This is a genomic window from Streptomyces sp. FXJ1.172 (genome assembly GCF_001636945.3).
In the GTDB taxonomy this organism is placed as follows: Bacteria; Actinomycetota; Actinomycetes; order Streptomycetales; family Streptomycetaceae; genus Streptomyces.
This window is the reverse complement of the sequence record NZ_CP119134.1, coordinates 528,134-552,035: the sequence shown is the minus strand read 5'-3', so window position 1 is coordinate 552,035 and position 23,902 is coordinate 528,134. Positions and strand designations below refer to the sequence as shown.

The window sequence follows — 23,902 nt, the reverse complement described above, 5'->3', positions numbered from 1 at the left end:
TCACCATCAGCGGCTACGTGCCCGTCCCGCTGACCGGGGCCGACTACCTCGAGCTGCTGCCGGTGCGCTGGCAGCCCATCACCGAACGCGGCATCCGCCTCGACTACCGCACCTACAACCACGAAGTCCTCGACCCACACCGCGGCCAGCGCTCCGGTGTCGCCAGCAAAGACGGCAAGTGGGAGGTCCACCACAACCCCCACGACGCGCGTCAGATCTGGGTCCGTCTCACCGACGGAAAGCTCCACGAGATCGGCTGGATCCACCGCGACCACGTCCACCAGCCCTTCAACGACGCCCTCTGGCGCCATATCCAGACCGAGGTCGAACAACGCGGGGACCGCGAGACGCACGAAGCCGACCTCGCCGACGCGCTCGACCAGCTCCTGCGCCGCACCCGCCACCCCGCCGGGACCGAGCACAACACCCGCCGCCGCAGAACCCCCCGCTCCGCAAGTACGGCAGCACAGCTGCCCGATCTGCCAGGCCAGCGGCGCTCCTCAACACGGAGACCGCACCGGCCCCGGCCCCGGAGTGGAGCGAGAGCCTTGACGACCTCATCACCGTTGATGCGGCGGCCGAGACGGACACGAGCGATCCGGAAGGCGCGGGCGTGCTGGCGGCCGAGGCAGGCGGATACGGGCTGTGGGACGCCGAAGCGGAGGCCGAGCAATGGTGAACACCTCACCGGGCACGGGCAAGGCGCCGGCGGGCAGGTCCCCGTCGGCAGTGGACCGGCCTCCCGGTGCCGCGGCAAGCACCGACGGCGACGCCGCTGAGGCGCAACAGCAGTCGGTGACCACCTGGGACGGTTTCCAAGCCTTCGCCACCACCCCCGTGGCAGCCCCTCCCCCGCCCGGCGCGCCGCCCCGCAGCCTCGCCGAACGCCTCGCCTACCACTCGCGGTTCGTCACCGTGCGCACCCCGGCCATCGACACCCTCGCCAAAAACGTGCGTACCCTGATGATCCTCGGCCGCCACCAGACGGTCACCGCACGGCCGTCCCTGATCGTCACCGGCCCCGCTGCGGGAAACCACCGCGCTGCTCCAGGTCGGACGCGCCTGCCACCTCGCCCACACCCGCCGCCACGGCCCCACGGCAGCAGCCGGGCAGGTGCCCGTCGCCTACGTCCTGGTCCCGCCCGCCGCCAGCGCCAAGACACTGGCCACCGAGTTCGCCCGCTACCTCGGCATCCCCGTCGCCGCAGCATGTCCCAGGCTCAGATCACCAACGCCGTCTGCCACACCTACACCGCCGCCCGGGTGCAACTGGTGATGATCGACGAGGTCCACCGGCTCAACCCCCGCACCACCACCGGCGCCCAGACCGCGGACCTGCTCAAAGACCTCACCGAACGCATCGGCGCCACCTTCGTCTACGCCGGCATCGACGTCACCGCCACACCCCTGTTCACCGGAGTACGCGGCGCGCAGCTCGCCGGACGCGCCTCCCTCATCGACTGCGCCGCCTTCCCCGCCCGCCTCGGCGACAGCGAGCCCTTCCGCGACCTCGTCAAAGCGATGGAGAGCGCACTCGACCTGCGCCACCACCGGCCCGGAACCTTCCCCCAGCAGGCCCCCTACCTCCATGAACGAACCGCCGGCCGCATCGGCAGCCTCGCCCGCCTCATCCGCCAGGCCGCCATCACCGCCCTCATCGACGGCACCGAACGCATCACCAAAACCACCCTCGAAGCAGTCCGCCTCGACCACCTCGCCGAACAGCACTACCGACCCCGAAACCGCAGTACCAGCACCCCATGACCCGGACAGACGTCACGGCCCGGGATACGGCCGCAGCCGTCCCCGCGCAGCGCAGTGTCGTCACCGCAGGGACATGGCTGCAGATCCCGTCAGCCGCGCCGGGCGTGCTCCACGTACGGCCGCTGACCGGCGAAGCGACCGCCTCATACGTGCAACGGCTTGCCAGCGCCTATCAGCTGACGCCTCCCCAGCTCCTCGACGGCGTCGGCGTCACCCTCCACGGTCACGGCGCCCTGCCGGCAGCCGAACTCCACCTCAATCACACCGCGGCCCGGCATCTCGCCGCCCTGGCCCGCATCCCGCTGCCCCACCTCAGGCGCGCCCTACCCCACCTCGCCCTGCTGGGCAACGCCCACGACACCCAGGCGGCCGCGACCTGGAAGCGGATGGAGGCCGGGCAGCAGCCCGTCCGCGCCTGCACTCTGTGCATCCGCCACCGCAGTCACGGCACCACCGACACCGCCTGGGTTCATCGGCCGCCGCACCGGCTGATGTGCCCACGCCACCACCAAGCCGCCTCCGACCCACGACTCACCACCACCGTCCACACCCAAGGCGTGCCCGAACTCGCCGCCGCGCACCACACCCACCAGCACCTGCTACGGCACCCCCGCGCCGCCACCGCCTGGACCACAGCACGCGCCATCACCACCCGCTGGTACGACCACCAGCAACACTTCACCCACCGCTGGCACCCCCGCCTCAACCAGCTCTGTGCGACCAACCCCCACCTGACCACCACAGGCAGCGCCTCCCCCGCACTCCTGACCCGCGACCTGGTGATCTATCCGGAAACCGTTGCCCTCGCCCGCGCACTCGCCACCCTGCCGAACCGGCCACATCGCGACGACGCCCTCAGCCTCATCGCCGCCTACCGGCCTCGCCCGCCTGACCCCAACGCGAACGACCCACTCCGCGTCTTCCTCACCCACACACGCCACTGACCAGCAGCATCACCGCCCAGGCAGCCGCGGGATTGACTCGCCTCGTACGGCCTCAGCTGCCGACGGTGCGGCCGGTCTGCGCCCACCGGCCATCCTGAGTGACACCGAAGCTGAGCCGCCAAGGCTTGTGCCCTTCGACTTCGCAGTCGGCCCACAGCCTGATCGTCGCGTTCTGGTACTGCCGCCGCCAGCGTTGCTCACCATCAGTGCCTTCGTACCAGGCCGGCTTTACGGAAGGGTCAAGTGCGAGCCGAGTACGGTCACCTGCTTCCAGCGGGAACGGCGTGACGGTCCGACCGAGTTGGTCGGCGCCGTCGACTCCGGGCCGGAACCGGTAGGGGCCCCAGACGACCTGTGCGATCTCGTCCGGCGTCGGACCGCCAGCGAGTCCGGGTACCCCAGTACGGTCGAAGTCGTCGCGAATGATGAGTCGTATGCTCAGTCGGCCCAGCTGGGCCGGACCATCGAAGCGGACGTAGAGCAGCCCATCTGACTGCTCAAGTTTCAGCCGAAGCTGTGGAGTCAGCGCGTTGTGCCAGCGGTCCCGTTCGATCTGAGCGACAGATGCCGCGGTGCCGTTCGCCTGACGTGAAGCCTTCCAAGCGCCGAATGCAGCGAGTCCGCTGAACGCGGCTGAAGCGGCCGCGATGGATGTGTCTGCAATGCCCATGCGGGACTGTAGCCCAGATGGCGCAGTTGCCATTGGACGCACCAGTACGCCTCCAGGAAAACCGAGATCATTCCCACCCAACTACAGGACCGCAGCCCAACCACCCGAACAAGCAAACCGAACACGCAACCAGGCCACGCCCATCACGCCCGAACGCAGCCGCTCCAACCGTCCCCAGTCCCACCCCCAAAGACGGGGCACCAGTCCCAAACGACCAAGCCCCTGAAAATCAGGGCTCCGTCACAGGCGCAAGGTCCTCCTGGACGCGCCGGAAGCCGGAATGGTCTGGGAGCCGGGCGAGGAAGCGAGCGTGGGAGGCCAAGCTCGCCGCGCTCCGGTCCTACCGGCGGGCGACCGGACACCTCGCGTCCCGTCAGGACGCGGTGTGGGGCGAGGGCAAGGCGATGGTGCCCATCGGGCAACACATGGCCAACCTCCGCCGCAAAGGCGCGAAGAACGGCCTGGGCAAGGACCCCGAGCGGGCCGCCATACGCGCGGCGCAGCTGACGGAGATCGACCCAGACTGGGACTGCCCCTGGCCACTAGACTGGCAACGCCACTACCGCGTCCTCGCCGACCTCGTCGACGCCGACGGCCACCTGCCCGACATCGCCCCCGGCGTACTCATGGACGGCGACGACATCGGCAAATGGCTCCAGCAGCAGAAGCAGCCCGGCACCTGGGCACGGCTCCAACCCGAACAGCAGCAGCGGCTGACCGTGCTGGGCATCAAGCCACTGGAGGAGCCCTCTCCCGCCCCGGCAGCCGGGTGTGCGGCGAAGGACCCGACCAAGGCGCAGCAGGCGTTCCAGCGCGGCCTGGCAGCCCTCGCGCAGTGGGTGGAGCGGGAAGGTCAGCGGCCGGTGCCACGCGGCCACAGCGAAGAAATCGCAGTCGACGGCGAGACGGAGCCGGTAGTCGTGAAACTGGGCGTATGGGTCTCGAACACCAAATCGCGGCGCGACAAACTCACCGAGGAGCAGCGGGCAGCGCTCGTTGAGCTAGGCGTCGCATGGGCGTAGAACCGGACGTTGAGGGGGCCAGCTGGCACTGCGCGTGGCTGGCCCCTTTGCCGGATCCTGCGCACTCCTGACGTCTCCGAGAGGGCGACCAGCCCCTCCATTGCGTCAAGTAGAGGTCTCCAGTTTCTCCCCAGTTGCGAATCCTGCTTGGCCAGCCAGCGTGGCCGCCTAGACTGCGGGCCATGTCCGATGCAGTCGCCGTGCAACTGCGCCCTGAGCGGTTCCGGCATGCTGCATCGTTCCGTATCAAAGCGACCACTGGGGTGCTGATCGGATCGAACGCCAGCGGCATGGCAGCCATGCTTGACGCGCTCGCGTTGGCGTGTGGCGTGGTCCGGGTTGAGCAGTACGTGCAGTCCGGCAAGACCACGTCAGCCGGCTCGGTCCTGCGCACCGTTCTCGCCGCCGATGACCATAGGCAGGTCCTGCACCAAGCTCAGGAACAGCAGGACTCCATCGAGTTCGCGCGATCTCTGCTCAGGTCGGCGGAGGAAGCAACTCAGCTTCCGTCAATCACAACGCAGGCTGTCGGCTCGACGCCCATTCGGGCGGCGGCAGACCTGCCGCCATTCGATGACCTGGACCGTGGTGCTAAGGCTGCTGAGCAGTTCTGGCTTCTCGCTCTTGACCTCCTGCACGCGCAGCTAGGGCTGGTTCACGGCGGCTTTCTGTCGCCAGCACCTACCTGTCAGTCATCTCCATGCGGCGTGATCCGGCTCGCGGCGCCGCGTGTCCCCCGAGCACCTGGAGGACCGGCCACGTTGCCGTTCTCCTCCAACTCCTGCGTGCTCGCCGCCTGACCCTTTCCCAAGAGGCGGCAGCCGCCGCTCTCGAAGGGAAAGTCAGTGGAAGGTCCCACCCTGTGGGTGCTCGCGGTGATCGGCTTCATCAGCGTCGTGTGCGTGATGGGCGCAAAGCTCGCCAGCGACTTTGAGACACTCGCCGAAGCCTGGATCGGCGTACTCCAAAGGCTGCGTGAACTCCTACGACGACCGCGATAGAAGATCCCAGGGCGGGTCCCGGCCAGCAAGAACGGTCCGGGAGACGAAATACGAGCGGCGTCCCCAGGCGAGGAAGCCCGGGGCCGTCGCTGTCCGTACTGGGCAGGTCAGGACGACCGCACGACGATACCGTTGGCGCGCGCGACGAACTCACCCTCGCTGATGCTTGCCGCCGCGTCGAGGCGCTTCCGGAACTCCTGGTAGCCCTCGACCGGTTCGCCGGCCACTTCGTACGCCCATTCATCGAGAGGGGCATCGGCGAGAGCGGCCTCAAGGCTTATGAGCAGCTTGCCTCCCACGGGGGTGGGGGAAGCGGACGGGTCGACCGGGTACTCAACTGCCCAGTGGGTGTGTGCCATGCGGTGGAGACTAGCCGGTGGCCGTGGTCCCGTGGCACCGGCCGACGGTTCAGGCGGACCGACGGTCCGATGCGATGGACACAGATCTCCGCTTACGGTTCTTCGATGAACCAGGATGAGATCCGTGACGAGCTGGTGAGTTCTGCACAACGATGGGCTCGGACAGCTATCGACGCCTACCTCGAAGAGCCTGCTGACCAGGACTTCGCAGTCCACCACATGGCTGTGGCTGTCGAGCACCTGGCCAAGGCGTGTCTGGCATCCGTCACTCTCACGTTGCTGGCTACCCCCAAGCCTTCTGTACAGGACCTGCTGGTACTGGGCGGCCAGGAGAACAAGGTGGAGACGGGGCGCGCCGGGCTGAGGACCATCGGCGGCGCGGAGGCCGTGACGAGACTCGCGCAGGTGGGCAAGGCGCAGGTGCCAGCGCAGCTCGCGGCGTTGAGGGATGCCCGCAACGGCATCACTCACATGGGGTGGGGACGGCCGTCTGACGAGTGCAGGGACCTGCTGGCAGCTGGTGTGGCGTACATCGATTCCCTGCTGCCCAATCTGGCGAAGGAGCCGGATTGGTTCTGGGAGAACCATTACGACGTGTGCAAGGACCTCGTAGAGAAGACGACGTCCGAGCTGAAATTGCGCTACGCGGCGAAGGTCCGGCGGGCGCAGGCGACCTTCGCGAAGAAGACAGAGAGGATGTCCGACAGCGAGAAGACGGCCCTGGTCGCCAGTCTGTCGGCAGCGCCTCTGCCCAGCCGATGGCTTCTCCACATTCCCGCGCAGTGTCCGGCATGCGAAAGTCCTGCCTTCATCAGCGGACGGGACAAGAGCGGCGACTACGGAGACATCTGGTTCTTCCCCCGCTACTTCGGATGTCGGGTCTGCGAGCTCGCGCTGACCGGACCGGAACTCGACCTCGCGAACATGAAAGCCCAGTCGCTACGCGATGACGAAGAGCTGGACCCGGACTGGGAACCCGACCCCGACTTCATGTGACGCACCCGTCGTCCCGCTGCACGGCCAGGGCTGCGGCCTTCTTCACCAGGACGACACGGCCCGGCCGGGCGGCTTGTCCGTCCGGCGGCACGCGTGGCCCCGCCGTCGCGCGAGGAGCACCAGCGGCGCCCCGATCCCCTCGCCCGCCGCCCGGGACCTGTCCCACCCACCCACTTCTCTTCTTCTTCCTGCTGTGGGGCGTGGATTCGGGGGCGTAGAGGGGATGTCGACCTCCCGACCACGACCGAATCAGCGTGGTGCCCGGCGGGTTCGCTGGCACGTGCGGCTTCACGGTGGTGATCCCGCCGGTGGCCCGGCTGACGTCACACCGGCTTCAGCAGCCTGCTGAAGAAGTCAGCGACCAGGGGACGCGCGCTCTCTCTGTCCTCCAGTTCGCTATGGCCGAAGCGGTAGACCTGGTAGCCCAGGAACTTCAGCTCACGATCCCCCGCCATAGTGGCGGCGTACTTGCTGGGACTGGGCACCTTGCCCTGGTTGTCTGTGTAGTGCTGGCTTCCGTCGACCTCAAGGACTACGCGTCTGAGGCCCGGCATGAGCAGCAGGAAGTCCATGCGGATGTGCTGCTGGGCGCGTTCACGGCGCTGGTTGATCGTCTGGTGGTCCCAGTGCAGCCATACCTCGGGCAGCAGGGCGGGCAGATCGTCGGGCTCGTGCTGGTAGATGTTGTAGTACAGCCAGTACAGGTTGTCCTGGCCGGTTGATTCCTTGGGCAAGCTGGCCCGCATGCGTTCGAATAGCGACGAGCGGGCCTGCGAGGTGTCCGTGATGCCGCGTTTTTCCTGCCACCAGTTCAGGAGGTCTCGCCAGCGGAGACCGTCGTTGCCGATGACGCGGTCGTAGACGAGGACCTGGTCGGCCCGCTCGACCTGTTCGATGACCTCTAGGTCGCCGTCCAACACGCTGCTGACCCTGATGTCAGGTTTGGTGAGGGTGGCGAAAATGACCTGCCGCGGTCGGCGCGAGGGTGGCTCACCGGCTCTGATCAGTTCGAAGAACGGATAGCCGTCCTCTTCACCGGCTTCTTGCAGTCGAGCGCCGACGCGCTGCAGGTGCACGTTGGCTACCTCGACAAACTGCCGTTGCGCAGGCTCGTCAGGGATTGTTGAGGGTGCTGCCAGCGCCTCCAGGAAGCGGGCGAAGCGCGGATGCGGTGCCTGGAAGCAACCCAGCTGCTCGAAGAGGGACACGGCGTCCCAGTCATCGTTGTTGATCACATACTGGGTGATCTGTGCGCGAAGGGTCTTGGCGCCACCGTTCCAAGCGGTCATCGGATCGTTGTCCAAGACCCACAGAGAGTCGAGCATCGTGAGAAACCGATCCGCGTGACGGACGTAGTGCTCGAGGGACAATGAGGCTGCGAGTTCACGTCTGGTCCTGCCGGGAACCTCTACGCAGTCACTGCCCTGCCACAGCGCGTCCTGCAGGGCATTGCGCTGATCCGCGGTGACGGGCTGGCTAGCCAGAACCGCACGCGCAATCACCGGCAGCTCTTCATCACGGCATGTGTCCAGGCTGGCAGCCAGGCGCTCGTGCTTGGAGATCTCGCGATGGGTGTGAGGGTCCACCTTGGGCGGAGGCGCGGGCATGCTGAGGCTCGCGCACAGGCCGGGAATGTCCTTGTGCCCGAAGACCTGATAGCGAGCGACGACCGTCTCGTCGATCAGTGCCCGAAGACTCGCCACGTCCATCTACTCTCCCATTCCACGATGATGGGCCGTCCGAACGCCAGCCGAGGGGCGTTGGCGTTGCGGAACGGGCTGTCCGGCACGGCTGGGTCCCGGGACCGGTCAGGTCTCGAAAAGCACCGCGGTTCAGTGCCGACGGGTATGGCGCCCTCCCGGCCGCCCCAGTCACGTCCAAGACGGCGGGACAACCCGTGCGTTGATCTCGGTGATGCGGAGTGCCACGGTGATGACGAACTGGCGGCAGAAGTCGAATTCTTCCTGGCTTGGGGCGTATCCGGGCTCTGCAGAGAAGCTGGGTGTCGTCGAATTGATGTAGCGGACCACCTCCGGGGTGAGTCGGGTGAAGCGCTGGTACTGGTGGAAGTCCACGCCCAACGCCAGAAGGCGCATGCCTTCCTGCAGAGCCCGGGTGACCTCGCGCGTCCTCGTGTACTCCCTGGCGAGCGATTCCGCGCCTCGCGCAGGCACACCTCTACGCGAGGCATGATCCGGCTGGTAGAGGGTCGCTCGGACCTGGTCTTCTCTGAGCGGATTGCTCGGCATCGGCTCGCCGAAGCTGTAAGCAGACCGTCCCCGGGGCGCGTTCCTGTCTTTGGTCTGGTCGTTCATGAGCTCTTGGAACGCCATCGCCAGGGTGCCCATGGCCTCCAGGAAGCTGCCCTCCGAGTTGAGCTGTGCGGCCGTCTTGAGGTGCGTGCGGGTCTGGTCGTGCTGGACGACTTCGGCCAGGTCGATGTCGTCGAAGGTGAAGCCGAAGGCGCGGGGGGTGTTCTCCAGGAAGAAGTGAGCGGTGTCGGCTTTCACGTCCGCGATGGCGTTCGGGCCCGGGAAGCCGGCCGTGTGCTTGAACCCGTTGCGGAGGTCGTTCAGGCGCTTGATCCCGTACTGCCCCTGCAGGTCCACCCCGCCGGGAAAGTTGCTCGGGTGCAGTCCCTCGAAGAACCGTTTGATGAACGGGTCTCGGTCCTTCAGCACGGCACCCAGGTGTTCGGCGGTGACGATGAGGAACAGTTCCACGGCGTCGTGGAAGGTCAGCACCGAGGTGAAGGAAAGCGGCTCGGGAAGGAGCGACTGCTCGATGCCCTGGCGGTGCAGCAACCTGATGAAGGCGAGGTTCTTCATGTTCTGAGGTGAGACCGGCTTGCTGATGTCGGCCCTCCTTGCTGGGAGCGGGCTGGCGTTCCAGAGGGATTGTGGTCCGCAGGGCGGCCTCGGCGCCTCCGGTTTCAGCCGGCGCGGACAAGAAGCCAGCAAGCCCGCTGTTCTTCCTGGCGGCCACGACTGGGCAATTGGTCTGCCCGGCTTCGCGCGCGGCTCCGCCGTCGCGCGCGAGGAGCACCAGCGGCGCCCCGTTCCCCTCGCCCGCCGTCCCGGGCCTGTCCCACCCACCCACTTCTCTTTTCTTCCTGTTGTGGGGCTCGGCACCGGAAGGACAGCACCGGGGCGCCGACGACTTCCGTCCCCGCTCCGCCGCCGGGCTGACGGCGGCGAGGCGCGGCGGCCCCGGCCGACGCGCAACCGGCTGAGCGCGCCCCGATCCCCGGCCGCGGCCGCGCCGCCCATCCCGCCCGTCCCTTCCTCCTTCACTCCAGCCAAGGGACATGGGCAGAGCAGCCGCAACGGGGATGTCAGCAGGCCGACCACGGCAAAACCGCATGGCGACCTGCGCGGACACGGGGACGGTCCTGCGGGCCGCGCAACACCTAGCGCAACCATTGGCGCAACATCCAGCGCAACAGATAGGCGCAACAGATAGGCGCAACCGCTGGCGCAACCTCGTGCTCCTGGTCGACCGGGGCGATGGGTCACGCGGCCCGGACGGCTCCGTGGGCGCGGGCGAGGTGGCGCAACTCGGAGCGTGCCGCCGGCACCGAGGGGACGGTCTCCCAGTAGGGGTGCCACCACAGCCGTACGGACAGGAGCAGCAGGCGGCGGCGCAGGGCGGTGGTGTCGCGGGGGCGGGGTGCGGCGAGCGCGTTGTAGGTGGCGTTCCAGGCGGCTTGCGTCTGCACCAGGTCGTCGGGGAAGTCGGTCACGTCCATACCGGCATTAGATCGCTTGTTCGAATTTCGTGTCACTTCGGACACGCCACTCGGACCGTGGTCGGGGGGCGCACCCGGCTGGTCGGCCTCATGGTCGGGGCGACCACGCGGGCTCAGCGGCGGCGGAGTTCCTCAGCCCAGTTCCGAAGCGGTCCTTCGAGGATCAGGTTGTCTCCGCGGGCCACGGTCTGGAGCAACTGGGCGCACACGGTCGCTTCGGCGGCGAGGCTGGCCGGGCTGCCCAGCACGGGGAAGGCGGCGCGGACGCGGGCGGCAGTGTCCGGCTGGAGCAGCGAGTAGGCGTAGAGAGTGGCGGCGTCGAACCCTTCCGGGGCCGTGCCCCATCCTTCCCAGTCCAGCAGGCGCAGCGGTTCGGTGAGGTTCGCCCAGTGCACATCTGCATGGGCTGTTGTCCAGCAGGAGCCGGCCGGGGCCGGGATGCCTACGAACTCGGGGATGGCCCGCTCCATGTACTGCTGCCGTACGGCGACGCGGCTGGTGTCGACGGCCGCCACTTTCTCCAGCGTCCCGGCGAGGTCGTTCCACCAGGAGTCCGGCAGCTGGGCCTCGTGCTGGAGGATCGGGTCGTCGGACAGGACTGGGTCGTCGACGCGCACCGACAGTTCCGCCCGGTAGGCGATGCCGTCGTCGACGGCATCGTGGACGGCCAGGAGGGCGGGCCGGTGGCCGTCGAGGTCGCCGAAGGCGTGCTGGGCCTCGAGGGCGCCGTCCCACAGCTTCCCCGACGCCTTGTCCGCCGGGGCCGACACCAGGCGCAGCCAGGCGGGCGCGCCCGTAGCGGTGCGGGCCGGGGCACCCAGGGTGCGCCCGGCCCAGCCCCAGAACTCCGCGCCCGGCTCCACCTGGACGTCCAGGGCCTTCGCGGTGTGCGTGTGGTGGGCGCGCATGCGCTGTTCGGTGTCCGGGTCAGGGGGAGGCGAGTACACCGGTGATCTCCCGCAACTTGGCGGTGGTCAGGGAGGGTTGGGCGACGGCGTCGGCCGCCTCCTTCCAGTGTGGCGCACCGGAGGCGGCGAGAAGGACGTTTGTCACTCCTGTGCATGACGCGACGGCGAGGACGCACGCCTGTGCGGGGGTCAGGCCCGGCCGGATGAGGTCGGCGAGCTCCTGGTCGACCATGCCGGGGAGCTCTCCGCCGTGCAGCGGGGCCGACGCCATCACCCGCAGGCCCGCGCCGGCGGCGGCCGGGAGCGGGCCCCGGCCGTGGAGGGCCTGCACGATCGGCGTCATCATCACCAGGCTGACCGGCAGCTGGATGGCGGCCAGGTGGTGCTGTTGTCCGCCGGCGGCTTCGGCGGCCAGGGCGAGCAGCTCCCCCACCGTGAACGCCTCCTCCTCCAGGCCCGCCCAGGTGGCGATGCCGTACCCCGCCACGTGCCCGGACGCCACGGCCTCCTCCAGGACGGCGAAGGCGTCCCGGATCGCGTAGTGCAGGGCGGGGCGGTCGCCGGGGTGGGCGCGCTCGGGGTTGTGCAGCAGGACCAGGTCCAGGCGGTCGCGCCCGAGCTGCTCGCGGTTGCGGCCGGTCTGCCAGCGCACGTAGTCGGGGGCGAGGCTGTGCCCGGCGGCGGCCTGGTCCTGATTGAGGACACCGTCGTTCACGGCGTCGGTGCCGGTGGCCGCGGTGAAGTACCCCGTCTTGGTGGAGACGTTCAGCAACGGGTGGGCGGCCAGGACCGGGGCCAGGAGGGCCTGCGCCTGGCCGGTGGCGTAGTTGGGGGCGGTGTCGACCCACTGCGCGCCGGAGGCGGCCGCGCGGACGGCCGCCTCCGGAATCGCCCGGCACCGGTAGGTACCCAGAGCGAGCTGTGCCGTCACAGAAGGCTCCCCCACCGTCGCGGCCTGCCCGGCAACGAGCTCCTGGACCAGGGCGGCGACGTCCTCCAGAGCGAGGCTGGCCGTCTCCGCGAGCGTGGCCAGGTCCACGGTCCGGCCGTCGACCAGCGGGCGCAGCACCGCCTCCGCCTCAGGCGCGAACTCGTACACGGTGCCGGCGGCGGACAGCGTCACCGCGTCCTCGCCGACGCCCAGCACCGCGCGGGCAGTCGTCAGCCGCACCCGCAGACCGCCGTCGACAGGGACGGTGTCACAACGCGCATGAGGCCGGCGCGGCGCTGTGCAGCAATCACGCTGCGGGAAGTGAGTGACGCCATCGCTCCCCGCAGGCGAGCGGTCGCCTCGAGCGGGTCGTTGGTGGTTCGTTTCTCCGGTGAACCCCCACCCGCCATCCGGGTGATGCCGCTGCTGGTACGCCCGCATCGGCGGGTTAGGGCCGCTACCTGTCTTGATCAGCTTCATTGCCGATCGAGAGAGATGAGCCCATGCATCCGTTCCACGCGAAGCTTGCCCTGGTCACCACGGCGGTCGCCGCGCTGCTCACCCCTGTCAGCTCCGCTCCCGCGGCTGCGGCCGCAGCCGCAGTGCCCGCCACCCACCACGGTGCCCCAGGCGTGCGCCGGGATCTTCCCGAGCCGCCGCCGGCCGACGTCGTCCGCAAGGAACTCGCTGAACTCACTGTCGCGGCCCCGCATCCGATGACCGGCTACTCGCGCTCGAAATTCCCCCACTGGATCACCCAGTACGGCACCTGCGACACCCGCGAGGTCGTCCTCGCCCGCGACGGCCAGGACGTCGTCCAGGACGAGCAGTGCCGGGCCGTCTCCGGCATCTGGTACAGCGCCTACGACGGGAAGGTCTCCACCAGGCCATCCACCGAGGTTGACATCGACCACGTCGTCCCGTTGGCCAACGGTTGGCGCTCCGGCGCAGATAAGTGGACCACGGCCAAGCGCCGCCAGTTCGCCAACGACCTCACCAACCCGCAACTGATCGCCGTGTCGGCGAGCTCGAACCGCCAGAAGGGCGACCAGTCGCCCGACCAGTGGGCACCACCGCTGCGCTCCTACTGGTGCACGTACGCGCGTGCCTGGACCCACGTGAAGTACGTCTACGAGTTGAACATCACCGAGCCGGAGAAGAACAAGCTGGACGAAATGTTGGACACCTGCGCCGCATGAACACCAGTCCGGACACCGACTCCTACACCAGCACCGTCACCGCCGGCCCGGGCGGAGCGATGACCGACGAGGCCGGCGTCATCACCGGCGACCTCACCGTCCGCACCACCCTCACCGAAGACGGACGCCGCGCGTGCGTCACCGTCCAGTACACCGACGCCGACGAGTGGTACACCCTCACCGGCAGCCCCGCGCCCATCACCGAGGGGGGTCTGGCGGCCTACCACCGGGATGTCCTCGGGCGTATCCGGCGGGGCCAAGGCGCGATGGCCACCTGACCTGACGCCATCGGCAGCTCCGGCCTGTGGGCAGGCTGGAGCTGCTCCTGGATTGCCCGGACATGGCGGTGGGTTCCGTGTAGGCATGAGCGGCGGGGGAAGGCAGCGCTGGGTCGGTTCGTCCAAGCGCGTACAGCTGACAAGCGGAAACCACGGCGGCCCGAAGGGGATGGCCGGCTCCGTCTGGCCAGTGGTGAGTCCCTGTGACGGGAATGTTGGGCCCTGGCTGGTTATCGAGTCCTGAAGCGGCGGTAAAGGTTGCGGGCCACGTATACGCCGGGTCCGCCGAAGCCGACGATGTCGGCGCGTCCGTCGCCGGTGATGTCGGCAAGGAAGCGGGGGTGGCGGTCGACGCGCCAGGCGCCGGCGTCGTCGTGGTAGCCGAAGCCTCGGCACACCAGCTGGGCCTGGTCGAACAGTCCGTCGCCGCGGTTGTGCGACACCCAGACGCCTTCGTCGCCGAAGCCGATGATGTCCGGGGTGCCGTCGCCGGTGACGTCGGCCAGGAGCCGCAGGTGCTTGTTGCCCGTCCAGCCCTGGGCAAGGCCGAAATCGTTCAGGACGAGTTTCGCGGGCTCGAAGGTGCCGTCGCCGCGTCCGCGGGCGAGGACGACACCCTGGGGGCCGAACCCGACGATGTCCACGGCTCCGCCGGCGGTGGTCGCGAGCAGAAACCGGGGGTGCTCCTCAGCCGTGGTCCATCCCTGGTCGACTCCGAAGTCGTCCAGGATGTACAAGGGTTCGGCGAAGGTGCCGTCCTCGTCCTGGAGGGAGACCCACAGGCCGGCGTCGTGGAAGCCGACGATGTCGAGCCGTCCGTTGCCGGTGGTGTCGACGAGATAGCGGGGGTGCTTGTCGGCGAGCCAGCCGCCCGCGTCCTGTGCGTGGCTGAACGCTGTGAGCGCGGGTTCGTCGCTCAGGGGTGCGAAGGTGCCGTCTTCGTCCTGGAGGGAGACCCGCAGGCCGGCGTCGTGGAAGCCGACGATGTCGAGCCGTCCGTTGCCGGTGGTGTCGACGAGATAGCGGGGGTGCTTGTCGGCGAGCCAGCCGCCGGCCTGGGGGCCGTGGCCGAAGGCCTGGATGGCCGGCGCGCCGCCCGCGGGCGGATATGTCCCGTCGTCGTCCTGGGGGAAGATGTGGAGGCCGTCGGCGGCGAGGATGACGATGCTGGGTTTGCCGTCGCCGGTCGTGTCCGCGAGGGTCCACAGGTCTGCGGGGCTTGCGGAGGGCGCTGGTGGGTGCAGGACGCGTTCGTCGTCGAAGGTGCCGTCGCCGCGGCCGGCAGCCGTCATTGCGCCCTTTGCGGGCTTGAGGCCGACGATGTCTGCGCCTCCTGCTCCGGTGGTGTCGGCGAGGAACCGCGCGCCGAGCCCGGCCCACCAGGCGGTTCGCCCGTCGGGCGGCCGGTTGGCTTTGTCGCTGTGCCACCCGCCGGCGTCCTGGTCGCTCCCGAACGCCTCGAGGACCAGCAGCAGGTCGCTGAAGCAGGGTGTGGCGCCGGGGGCCGGGCGCAGTGCGGGCGAGTGGGTCAGCCGCCAGGACTGGCGGCTGTTCCAGTGGCTCAGGGGTGCCCAGCGCAGCACGGGGTCGCTGGTGCGTTCGGGCTCGGCGGTGACGAAGCGCCAGCGCTGGCTCTTGGCGTTCTCGTCGTGCTCGCGCAGGACGACCGGGGTGCTGTCCGGGCCGGGGTCGGCGAGGTCCAGGACGGTGCCGTCGGTCACGGTCTCGATGAAGTAGCAGCCGGCTTCGCCGTCGACGGGGACGAGGTGCCACCGCTGGGCCTTCTTGTTGTTGGCGGCTTTCCACTGGCGCACGCTGCCGTCTGCGGCGGCGGGGTTGTCGAACACCTTGCCGTCGGCCGCGTTACGGATCACGTACGCCTGCTCGTCCTGCGCTGGTGTGCCTTGTGCGGCCTGCACGGGGGTGAGGTGCCACTGCTCCGGAGTGCCGTCGGGGGCGTCACGGACGACGAGTGTCCCGTCCGCGCCCGGCATGTCCTTGACGCCGAGGGTTTGTCCGGTGGCGGCGTTGACGATCTGGAGCTTCAGCTCTTGCGTGGGCACGGGCATCGTGCTGCCCCTTCCAGGCGGTGCGGGCGTGGGGTCGGGCTGCGGCGGTGGCCGGCGGTCACGTGAAGACGTGGTGGTAGGGGACGCTCCACTCGTTGGCCAGCCGCGGGTAGAAGGTGTTGATGACCGTGCCCGTGAAGTCGCCGCCCCAGTTGTAGGTGACGCGCACCTCGCTGTCGGCCGCGACCGCGTGGTCCTTGAACCCGAGGATCGTGTCGGGGTGGGTGATCGGCACGAACGTGATCCCGCCCCACGGCGTCACCGTGACCACCCACAGCTGGGTGTCCTCGGGTGCACCGTTCTTCCCGCGCCACGCGTCGTCGACCTTGTCGGGCAGGCCCACCTGGACGGTGTCGGCCGTGCTCTGGGGGGCGTCCTGGTGCACGGTGACGCGCCGGCGCAGCGGCTTGGGGATGCCGTCATCCCCGCGCCCGGGGTCGGCCTGGCTCGCGACGGGTACGGACGGCGCCTGTGCGGCCGGGGCGGGCGAGGCCTGGCCCGCGACGGCGGGCGTGGGGGTGGGTGTGGCCTGGCCGGCGGCGCTCTCCAGGAAGTACAGGGGGCGCTGGCCGAAGAAGCCGGCGGGGGTGATGTACCACAGGTGGCCCTTGGCCTCCTTGGTGGCATCGTCCAGTGAGGTGGCCAGCTCGATGCCCTTGTCGTGGACCGAATCCGAGAGCTCGGCCGGCCGCAGGTAGCCGCCGTTGAAGGCGTGGACGAGCATGACCGGCCGGTTCTCCACCAGCGCCGCCACGATCGCGTTGTCGTAGCTGTTCACTGCTACCGGGCCGCCGACCACCAGATTCGACATGGTGGTGCGTTCTTGGGTGTACATCGCGAAACCTCACCTGTTCTGGTTGTGGAACAACGGGTCGGGCAGTCAGCGGCTGGCCGATAAATCACCACGGTCACGGCCACGGGTTTACCGCACCATCAACACGTTCGACCAGAAAACTTCGAAGCACATACGCGGCCGGAAACGTCATCCGCTATTCACGGCCACACTCAATACCGGCAGCACAGGAAGAATTGTCCGAGGTGCCGGCTACGCGATCGACACTTCCCGAACTTAGCGCTATTGAAAGGCAGTTGAGGAGAGAAAAGGGTTCTTCGTCACTCGATTGAGGGTGTTGGACTGTGACGTCTTCCAGGGATTTGCAGGCCGTGCTAGCTTCGATTGCCGGAACGCGTGCACATTCCGTTCACATTTATCGAGCGATATTCGGCCGCATCAGTCGAGGATGGGCAATGTCTTCCACCGCGTACAACCTGGGACGGACCAAGCGCCAGCCGCTGACGTTGAAGAACCTGAAGGAACTCAACATCGACTGGCCCTCCCTCCTGAACCACCCCAGCCTGGTCTACGTGGACAACAACGGTGTGCGGCACAAGCCCATCGGGTTCTCCGTGAACAAGCAGCGCTACGGCACCTTTCCTGCTTCTCTGACCGCGTTCAAGCTGGGCTGGATCGCATACATGGACCTCGGGGCGCCGCTGATCGAGGAGCGCTGCGACATCGGCCCGCCCCCGCCCGACATGTGCTCCACCCGCACGTACGTCAACCGCAGCCAGACGTCGAAGATGACCTTCACCGACTCGGTCGATTTCACCGTGTCCAACGACATCAAGTGGTCGCTCCAGGCGGATGCAAAGCTCACCTTCGGCGGCAGCATCGGCGCACAGCTGCAGCTGCAATTGCAGAACCAGCTGCGGATGGACCTGCAGCAGCAGATGCAGGCCCAGTGCCAGAACGAGGTGGCGAACAAGAACGCGAACACGCAGACCAGCAAGAACAGCAAGGACAACGTCGGAGCGGACAACGCGAACACCACCGAGAACGCGGTACGGAACGCGGCGACGAACTCCATGTCGAACGCGGTGACGGAATCGGTGGGCTTCACCACCACGGGCAGCGCCACCGGCACCGCCGGGCTCAACGCCTCGCTGGCGCTGGGCATCCAGGGCTCCGTGAGCGGCTCGCTGCACACCAGCTGGGCGTCGAAGTCGCAGATCTCCGGCGAGGTTCCCCCGGACGGCCGCGTGGAGACCCTCGTCACCCAGCGGCGCTGCCACAAGCACTACTCCTACGAGATCCCGGTGACTTTCTCCGGGTTCATCGCGGTGCACTACGCCGCGCCCGTGGCGGTCCTCACTCCCCCGCAGCCCGGCACCTATCCCGGCCTCGCCCAGACGGTCGCCCGACCCATCAGCATCCTCGACCTGGTCGCCGGCGGCTTCCACCTGCACGGACTGGCCGAGGTCATCTCCGTCCTGGACGTCCTGCACACCATGTTCGACAGCCAGGGCCTGACCGACAGCGACCGAACGCAGTACAAACAGCCCTGACCCTGCGCCGGCACCACCATGACGACGAGCAGAGGTGACCACCATGGTGTTCAACAAGATCTTCGACTTCGCCGGCCACAGTGCGGGGCTCTTCTCCGTGACCAACGGCGCCCGGGCCCAGCCGGGCGCGGACCCCGACCAATTCGAAGAAGCCACGGAGGGGGCGTTCGACGACAAGAGCACCAGTCTGTCCGCCGATGCGATCCACGGAGCCACCTCCCGCGCGAAGACCGTGCAGGAGCAGTCGCCCGAAGCCCGCATCATCATGGGCTTCCTCAGCTCCTTCATCCAGCAAACCCAGACGGCAGCCAGCCCCCAGGGGTACGCCCAGGACCTCGGCTCGGTGTCCACGGCGGCGTCCGAAGGCATGACGCAGTCCAAGACGACGATCGCGGACGACCCCGGCCTGAAGAAGAACGAGGACCTGCAGAACAAGCCGGACAAGGGCAAGTACTCCGGCATGCCGAAGACGCCGGCGAAGCCCGAGGCACCGGCGGCCGGCAATGCTCCCAAGGCGACCGCGGACAAGCCGAACAAGCCGGACAATCCGTCTAACTCCCAGTAGCGACCCGCGCCATGTGAGGGGGTAGGGGCGAAGCCGCCCCTACCCCCTTCGCGCATCACACGGCAAGCAGCTGCCACTGCCGGCCCCGGTGGTCGCCCTCCGCCCCGTCCTGCCTGATCGCCGCACGGGCGTTGGTGTCGGCCTGCAGGAGCAGACCGCTGTGGCAGTTGGCGATCTCGTACACCCGAGGGCTGCCGTTCACCGAGCCCACCGGGATCAGCCTCCACTGCTGATGGCGCGCCTCATCACCCGCGTAGGCGCGCTGCGCGACCACCGCGCCCGCCCACTCCTGCCCGCCGACAACCTCCAGCACCCTGCCACTGCGCACGTTCTCGAGCCGGTAAAGGACCTCCCCGCCATCCTCACCCGTCACGACCAGCCGCCACCGCTGGCAGTCCCTCGCGGCGGCGAGGGCCTGGTGGATCTCGGCCCCGTCCTTGGTGGACTCACGCGCGACCGCCATGCGCAGCCTGCTGCGGACGTTGGCCCAGCAGACCACCGTGCCCGGGGTGGGCAGCCCGGCTACCGAGACGATCTTCCGGACCCTGTTGTTGACATAGTCGGCGATGTAGAGGGCGTCGACACAGTCCACTGCGAGCCCGAGCGGGTAGTTCAACTGCGCCGAAGTGGCCGGGCCGCCGTCACCGCCGAACCCCTCGGTGCCTGTGCCGGCGACCGTGTGGATCTTGCCGTCCGCCGTGACCTTCCGGACCCGGTGGTTGTTGTGGTCGGAGATGTAGAGGGCGCCGGCGCTGTCCACCACCACACCCAGTGGGAAGTCGAGCTGCGCCGAGGCAGCTGGCCCACCATCACCGCCGAAGCCCGCGGTGCCCGTGCCGGCGACCTTGCTGATCTCGCCATCGGGCGTGACCTTCAAGATCCGGTGGTTCTCGGAATCGGCGATGTAGACAGCGTCCGTGCTGTCCACCGCCACGCCATACGGGCCGTTCAGCTGAGCTGCATCGCCGTCCACCTTCGAGCCTACGACCCCAGTGCCCGCGACCGTGTGGATCTTCCCGTCGGTGGTGACCTTCCGGACCCGGTGGTTGTTGTTGTCGGAGAAGTAGAGGGTGCCGGCGCTGTCCACGGCGATCCCGTACGGGTAGCTCAACTCCGCGGCGGTGGCGAGGCCGCCGTCACCGCTGAACCCTTCGGTGCCCGTGCCGGCAACCGTGCTGATCTTTCCATCGGGGGTGACCTTTCTGATCCGGTGGTTGTCGGCATCAGCGATGTAGAGGGCGCCGGCGCTGTCCACGGCCACCCCGCGCGGGCCATTCAACTGCGCCGAGGTGGCGGAGACGTTCTCCCCGCTGAACCCCACGACCCCAGTCCCCGCGACCGTGCGGATTCTGCCGTCGGTGGTGACCTTCCGCACCCGGTGGTTGTCGCTGTCGGAGAAGTAGAGGGTTCCGGTGCTGTCCACCGCGATCCCGTACGGGCGGTTCAACTCAGCCGCAGCGACAGGCCCATTGTCCCCTTTGAACCCTTCAGCCCCGGTCCCCGCGACCGTGCGGATCGGAGGCTGAGAATCCTCACCACCCGTGGTTGCGGTCTGAGCAGTGCTCATTGTCATCCCTTCGCCGTTCAACTGCAGGTTCACTACTGAGGTGTTCAGACAACCCCAAGGGGCCACCAGGACGTGGAGGCCGGCTGATCCACTGCCGAGTCGTTCTCAGAGAGCGAGGCGGCAGAGCATCAAACCGCGGCTGGCAGTCGCTCCGCCCATGCCCGAACGTGAAACTGCCCGGCTCGGCGACATCCCGCGCCGGGGCGAAACACCTGGGAGTCTCCGGCGGCCAGCGGCCAACCCCGCCAATGCCACGCCCGGTCTCATCACCGTCTCCTGGCTGCTTCCTGGGCAGCGAGGACACGGCGGACGCAGGGCAGTGCTGCACGGCCAGGTTCCGGGTCGCACAGAGGCCGGCGGACCGTGGGCCGATGGTGCCTACTGGTCGATCGTGTACTGCAGGGTCATGGGGGTGCCGTTGCGCCTGATGCCCACCGGCACGGTGCTCCCGGCTCGCCTGTTTGCGAGGGCGACATTGAAGGCCCCTGACGAGGTGACGGACTGTCCGTCGACGGAGGTGATGATGTCGTTGACCATGAACCCTGCGGCCGCGGCATTCGAGGCCGGGTCAATCAACCGCACTCGGACACCCCCTCCCCCAGGGACGGTGCCGGTCACCCCGCCAAAGGCGCCCGGTGTGCCCGGGGTGATGTTGACGTCCAGGGGCACCGTCACGCCTTCCGCGGTGAGGCTCCCGCTGAACCGGCCGCCGGCCAGGGGCGCATCGGTGTTGGCGGCAACGTAGACCGTCCACGGCCAGATCCAGCTGTAGCCGCCCTGGATGTCGACAGTGGCGGACGAGCCGTCGGCGGCAATAGCCGCCGGGCAGGCGAGCCCCCTGCACCTCCAGTCCACCTGGGTGATGCGGGTGTACTGCGGAGCCCGGATCGTGACCTTCCCCGGGCCATGCCACTGCTGGTCCGGCGGAAAATCGACAGGCTTGGCCGGCCCAGGAGCATCAAGGTCGGGAACAGCCGACTGGGGAGTCACCACCCGGACCGCCATGGTCCGGGTAGGCGTCGCCCCGGTGGTGGCCTCAGCCGCCTTCCCCCCCAATAGCAGGCTCCCTCCGAGCGTAAGCACCGTGCATAACGTCATGTATCTGCGCATGACATCATCATCCCTTCACTGTTACCGACCGCCCGCTGCAGGCGGGTGTCGTAGATCTGCCAGCCCCCGCAGGTGCCGTATCGCCTGTACCGGTAAGGGCCTGCATCGTCTCGCTGGACAGAGAACCTTTCCGGCGTGCATGGACGAAGCGAACGTGCACGCCGGGGTGCCTGCTCCCATGCTGAATGCCGACAGATCCCCGTCCGCGCCTGCGGCGGCCAAACCCATCCATCAAGTGAACCGGTGGCACTGCCCACCAGGCATGCCAGCGACAACACCCCCTGGCACCCGACCGATGCCCAATGTGCGCCTGTGCCCCGGCGTACGCACCCCGGTGCAGCGCGGAGAGCAGCTTGTGAGCCCCTCCCCGCCCGTGGTCTTCCTACCTGGAACCAGAACTGCACAGCTCGGCCACGGCCGCGATATCGGGCGGGCCGGCGGGACTGCCCGGCGGCGAGGCGGCGGCGTCCGACGTCCTGGAGCCGCCGCCGCAGCTTGCGCAGCTCCCGCTTCTCCTCCGCCTTCGACTTCGGCTTCCGGGGCCGCTTCCAGACCGGCTCCCACGCCGGAGGCTCATCGAGGACGGCAAGGCCCCGCCCCATACAACGCCCAGCCTGGACCCCGGCCTCCTCCTGGGCCTAGCGAGTGGCGTGCGTGCCGGTCGACGGCCGTCGCTGGCGACAACGTGACGCTGGTGGTAGCGGTACATCTGCCCGGCAGTGATCAACGCGATATCCATCATGGAGAGCACGCCACACGACCCTGACGTGTGGAGCCCACCGGATGGAATCCACCGAGTGAGCGCACTCGATGTCGGGCATCGCCGCCGGATGCAGAACATCGCGGGTTCCACCCGGTGGACGATGCCCGGCATCGTCACCACAGCCAGGCGTTGGAGTGCCGCAGCCGCGACAGGGCGCGGGCATCGCGGCGCGCGGCCGCGTTACCGATCCGGTTCTGCCGGGAGCGGGGCCGGCGCGACTGCGAGGCGGCGAGGCGGCGCCGTCCGGCGTCCTGGAGTCGCCGCCGCTGCTTGCGCAGCTCCTGCTTCTTCGCCGCCTTCGACTTCGGTTTCCGGGGCCGCTTCCAGACCGGCTGCCACCCCAGGGGCTCATCGGGCTCGGGCTCCTGGTCCTCGTTGAGCGCGGCGGCCGCCATGGCGTAGCCGGGTCGCCGGTTCCCGGGCAAGCCTCTAGATGAATGAGTCCAAGGGCTTGTAGCCGTAGACCGTCGGCGAACGGTGGCACACGTCGCTGCCATTGCTGCCCCGCGAGTGCACGGCGTGCCGGTCGTCCTGGCGGTCAGCGGAAACCACGTGACGCGTGCTCGGCAACTCGGAGGCTGTCTCGGTCGGCGCCCCAGATGGGCAATAGCCTTGAGTCTCCAGTGACTGGAGACAGCAGAGTTGGGGACATGGACGTTACGACCCTCTACTCGATCGGGGAGCTGTCCCGGCGGACTGGCTTGTCTGTGAGGACGATCCGGTTCTACTCCGATTCGGGGGTGGTAGCGCCGACCACTCGAAGTCCCGCCGGTTACCGGCTCTACGACCTCAACGCACTGCTTCGTCTGGAACTCCTGCGCACACTGCGCGAGCTGGGCATGGACCTGGCCACGATTCAACGGGTACTGGACCGCGAGCTCTCAGTGGCGGAAGTCGCCTCGGCGCACGCCGACGCCATGGACGTCCAGATCCGGGTGCTGCAACTGCGTCGGAATGTCCTGCGAGTCGTGGCCGGACGCGGGTCCGATCCCGAGGAGATCAAGCTCATGCACAGGCTCACGCAGTTGTCCGGCGAGGAACGCCGACGTTTGATCGACGATTTCATGGACGGCACCTTCGGCACAGCGGATGCCGATCCGGCTGCGGTGGCCATGGTTCGCGCTGCCACTCCCGACCTTCCCGATGATCCGTCCAGCGAGCAGATCGCCGCGTGGGTGGAGCTCGCCGGGCTGGTCGGCGATGAAGACTTCCGGGCCCGGATGCGCCGCATGGCCATGTGGCAGGCCGCCGGGCGCCCGCTCGACATCGAGAGCGAAGCGGGCGAGGAACTGATGAAGTTCACCCGTCAGAAGGTGGCCGACGCCATGGAGTCGGGCATCGACCCGCTCAGCAACAGGGTCGTACCCGTCATCGACGACCTCGTGCACCGCTTCGCCGAGGTGTTCGCGCGCACCCCGGACACGGAATTCCGGGACTGGATGGCCCAGCAGTTCGAAGAAGCACACGATTCCAGGGTGGATCGGTACTGGCGGCTGGTGTGGATCGTCAACGGCTGGCAGGTAGTACCGAACCTGATTCCGGTGTACCCCTGGCTCATCCAGGCCCTGCGAAATGACCGCGCCGCATAGTCACCGCAGTGCAGACCGCTCTCGATCCCTGAATGGGTCCACGGGGTGGTCTGCGCACGTAGCGCGGGGGCGT

21 protein-coding genes and 2 pseudogenes are annotated in these 23,902 nt (G+C 68.4%); 11 read left to right on the top strand and 12 right to left on the bottom strand.

The features are described 5' to 3' along the window. Positions 1-17 precede the first annotated feature (17 nt). From A6P39_RS44245 to A6P39_RS44235, 3 genes and pseudogenes are all read left to right on the top strand, one after another. Positions 18-779 carry a Mu transposase C-terminal domain-containing protein gene (locus A6P39_RS44245; protein ID WP_331454240.1) on the top strand — a complete coding sequence of 254 codons (762 nt, stop codon included), beginning with the start codon at positions 18-20 and terminating at the stop codon, positions 777-779. A 16-nt stretch (positions 780-795) separates the two neighbouring features. After that, positions 796-1,764: pseudogene (locus tag A6P39_RS44240) on the top strand (TniB family NTP-binding protein). Then, positions 1,761-2,708, top strand: a complete 948-nt coding sequence (locus A6P39_RS44235; RefSeq protein WP_275884180.1) for a TniQ family protein — start codon at positions 1,761-1,763, stop codon at positions 2,706-2,708. The pseudogene A6P39_RS44240 and the gene A6P39_RS44235 overlap by 4 nt, the downstream one beginning before the upstream one ends. A 52-nt stretch (positions 2,709-2,760) precedes the next feature. Here the strand turns inward: A6P39_RS44235 and A6P39_RS44230 are convergent, their stop codons facing one another. Further along, complete coding sequence (locus tag A6P39_RS44230) at positions 2,761-3,378, bottom strand: hypothetical protein (protein ID WP_159396053.1); 618 nt, start codon at positions 3,376-3,378, stop codon at positions 2,761-2,763. Between the two features lie 235 nt (positions 3,379-3,613). Between A6P39_RS44230 and A6P39_RS44225 the strand changes: the two are divergent. After that, a pseudogene (locus tag A6P39_RS44225) lies at positions 3,614-4,400 on the top strand (helicase associated domain-containing protein); the annotation flags it as partial. 182 nt (positions 4,401-4,582) lie between these two features. Next, complete coding sequence (locus tag A6P39_RS44220; RefSeq protein WP_275884179.1) at positions 4,583-5,200, top strand: hypothetical protein; 618 nt, start codon at positions 4,583-4,585, stop codon at positions 5,198-5,200. Between the two features lie 308 nt (positions 5,201-5,508). Here A6P39_RS44220 and A6P39_RS44215 read toward each other — a convergent pair whose 3' ends face one another. Continuing rightward, on the bottom strand, positions 5,509-5,760 hold the full coding sequence (locus A6P39_RS44215; RefSeq protein WP_275884178.1) for a hypothetical protein: 252 nt from the start codon (positions 5,758-5,760) through the stop codon (positions 5,509-5,511). A gap of 105 nt (positions 5,761-5,865) precedes the next feature. On the opposite strand from A6P39_RS44215, the gene A6P39_RS44210 reads away from it, so the two are divergent. Further along, positions 5,866-6,756, top strand: a complete 891-nt coding sequence (locus tag A6P39_RS44210) for a hypothetical protein (RefSeq protein WP_275884177.1) — start codon at positions 5,866-5,868, stop codon at positions 6,754-6,756. 323 nt (positions 6,757-7,079) lie between these two features. On the opposite strand, the gene A6P39_RS44205 is transcribed toward A6P39_RS44210, so the two are convergent. From A6P39_RS44205 to A6P39_RS44185, 5 genes are all read right to left on the bottom strand, one after another. Then, positions 7,080-8,465, bottom strand: a complete 1,386-nt coding sequence (locus A6P39_RS44205; protein ID WP_275884176.1) for a hypothetical protein — start codon at positions 8,463-8,465, stop codon at positions 7,080-7,082. Between the two features lie 162 nt (positions 8,466-8,627). Beyond that, positions 8,628-9,584 (bottom strand): hypothetical protein, encoded by a 957-nt coding sequence (locus A6P39_RS44200; RefSeq protein WP_275884175.1) that lies wholly within the window; start codon positions 9,582-9,584, stop codon positions 8,628-8,630. Between the two features lie 683 nt (positions 9,585-10,267). After that, entirely contained in the window at positions 10,268-10,504 is a 237-nt protein-coding gene (locus A6P39_RS44195; protein ID WP_275884174.1) for a hypothetical protein, read from the bottom strand. Positions 10,505-10,617: 113 nt separating this feature from the next. Next, positions 10,618-11,451 (bottom strand): hypothetical protein, encoded by an 834-nt coding sequence (locus A6P39_RS44190; protein ID WP_275884173.1) that lies wholly within the window; start codon positions 11,449-11,451, stop codon positions 10,618-10,620. After that, entirely contained in the window at positions 11,432-12,583 is a 1,152-nt protein-coding gene (locus A6P39_RS44185) for an aldo/keto reductase (protein ID WP_275884172.1), read from the bottom strand. The genes A6P39_RS44190 and A6P39_RS44185 overlap by 20 nt, the downstream gene beginning before the upstream one ends. Before the next feature lie 263 nt (positions 12,584-12,846). Here A6P39_RS44185 and A6P39_RS44180 point away from each other — a divergent pair, with 263 nt between their 5' ends. Together A6P39_RS44180 and A6P39_RS44175 are read left to right on the top strand one after the other, a co-directional pair. Continuing rightward, complete coding sequence (locus A6P39_RS44180) at positions 12,847-13,542, top strand: HNH endonuclease family protein (RefSeq protein ID WP_275884171.1); 696 nt, start codon at positions 12,847-12,849, stop codon at positions 13,540-13,542. Beyond that, positions 13,539-13,820 carry a hypothetical protein gene (locus A6P39_RS44175; RefSeq protein ID WP_275884170.1) on the top strand — a complete coding sequence of 94 codons (282 nt, stop codon included), beginning with the start codon at positions 13,539-13,541 and terminating at the stop codon, positions 13,818-13,820. Before A6P39_RS44180 ends, A6P39_RS44175 begins: the two co-directional genes overlap by 4 nt. A 230-nt stretch (positions 13,821-14,050) precedes the next feature. Here A6P39_RS44175 and A6P39_RS44170 read toward each other — a convergent pair whose 3' ends face one another. Then, a complete protein-coding gene (locus tag A6P39_RS44170) occupies positions 14,051-15,889 on the bottom strand; it encodes an RICIN domain-containing protein (protein WP_275884169.1) in 1,839 nt (612 codons plus the stop codon). Between the two features lie 58 nt (positions 15,890-15,947). Further along, on the bottom strand, positions 15,948-16,724 hold the full coding sequence (locus tag A6P39_RS44165; RefSeq protein ID WP_275884168.1) for a hypothetical protein: 777 nt from the start codon (positions 16,722-16,724) through the stop codon (positions 15,948-15,950). A gap of 413 nt (positions 16,725-17,137) precedes the next feature. Between A6P39_RS44165 and A6P39_RS44160 the strand changes: the two genes are divergently transcribed. Both A6P39_RS44160 and A6P39_RS44155 read left to right on the top strand, forming a co-directional pair. Beyond that, entirely contained in the window at positions 17,138-18,235 is a 1,098-nt protein-coding gene (locus tag A6P39_RS44160) for a hypothetical protein (protein WP_275884167.1), read from the top strand. Positions 18,236-18,278: 43 nt separating this feature from the next. After that, the gene (locus A6P39_RS44155; RefSeq protein ID WP_275884166.1) at positions 18,279-18,800 is read left to right on the top strand and encodes a hypothetical protein; all 522 of its coding nucleotides are present in this window, start codon (positions 18,279-18,281) and stop codon (positions 18,798-18,800) included. A 55-nt stretch (positions 18,801-18,855) separates the two neighbouring features. Here A6P39_RS44155 and A6P39_RS44150 read toward each other — a convergent pair whose 3' ends face one another. From A6P39_RS44150 to A6P39_RS44140, 3 genes are all read right to left on the bottom strand, one after another. Then, entirely contained in the window at positions 18,856-20,367 is a 1,512-nt protein-coding gene (locus tag A6P39_RS44150) for an NHL domain-containing protein (RefSeq protein ID WP_275884165.1), read from the bottom strand. A gap of 378 nt (positions 20,368-20,745) precedes the next feature. Next, entirely contained in the window at positions 20,746-21,222 is a 477-nt protein-coding gene (locus A6P39_RS44145) for a PDZ domain-containing protein (RefSeq protein ID WP_275884164.1), read from the bottom strand. A 1,131-nt stretch (positions 21,223-22,353) separates the two neighbouring features. Next, positions 22,354-22,635, bottom strand: a complete 282-nt coding sequence (locus A6P39_RS44140; RefSeq protein WP_233273724.1) for a hypothetical protein — start codon at positions 22,633-22,635, stop codon at positions 22,354-22,356. A 255-nt stretch (positions 22,636-22,890) separates the two neighbouring features. Here A6P39_RS44140 and A6P39_RS44135 point away from each other — a divergent pair, with 255 nt between their 5' ends. Next, positions 22,891-23,829: a helix-turn-helix domain-containing protein gene (locus A6P39_RS44135; RefSeq protein WP_275884163.1), complete on the top strand. Its 939-nt coding sequence runs from the start codon at positions 22,891-22,893 to the stop codon at positions 23,827-23,829. The last annotated feature ends 73 nt before the right edge of the window (positions 23,830-23,902 follow it).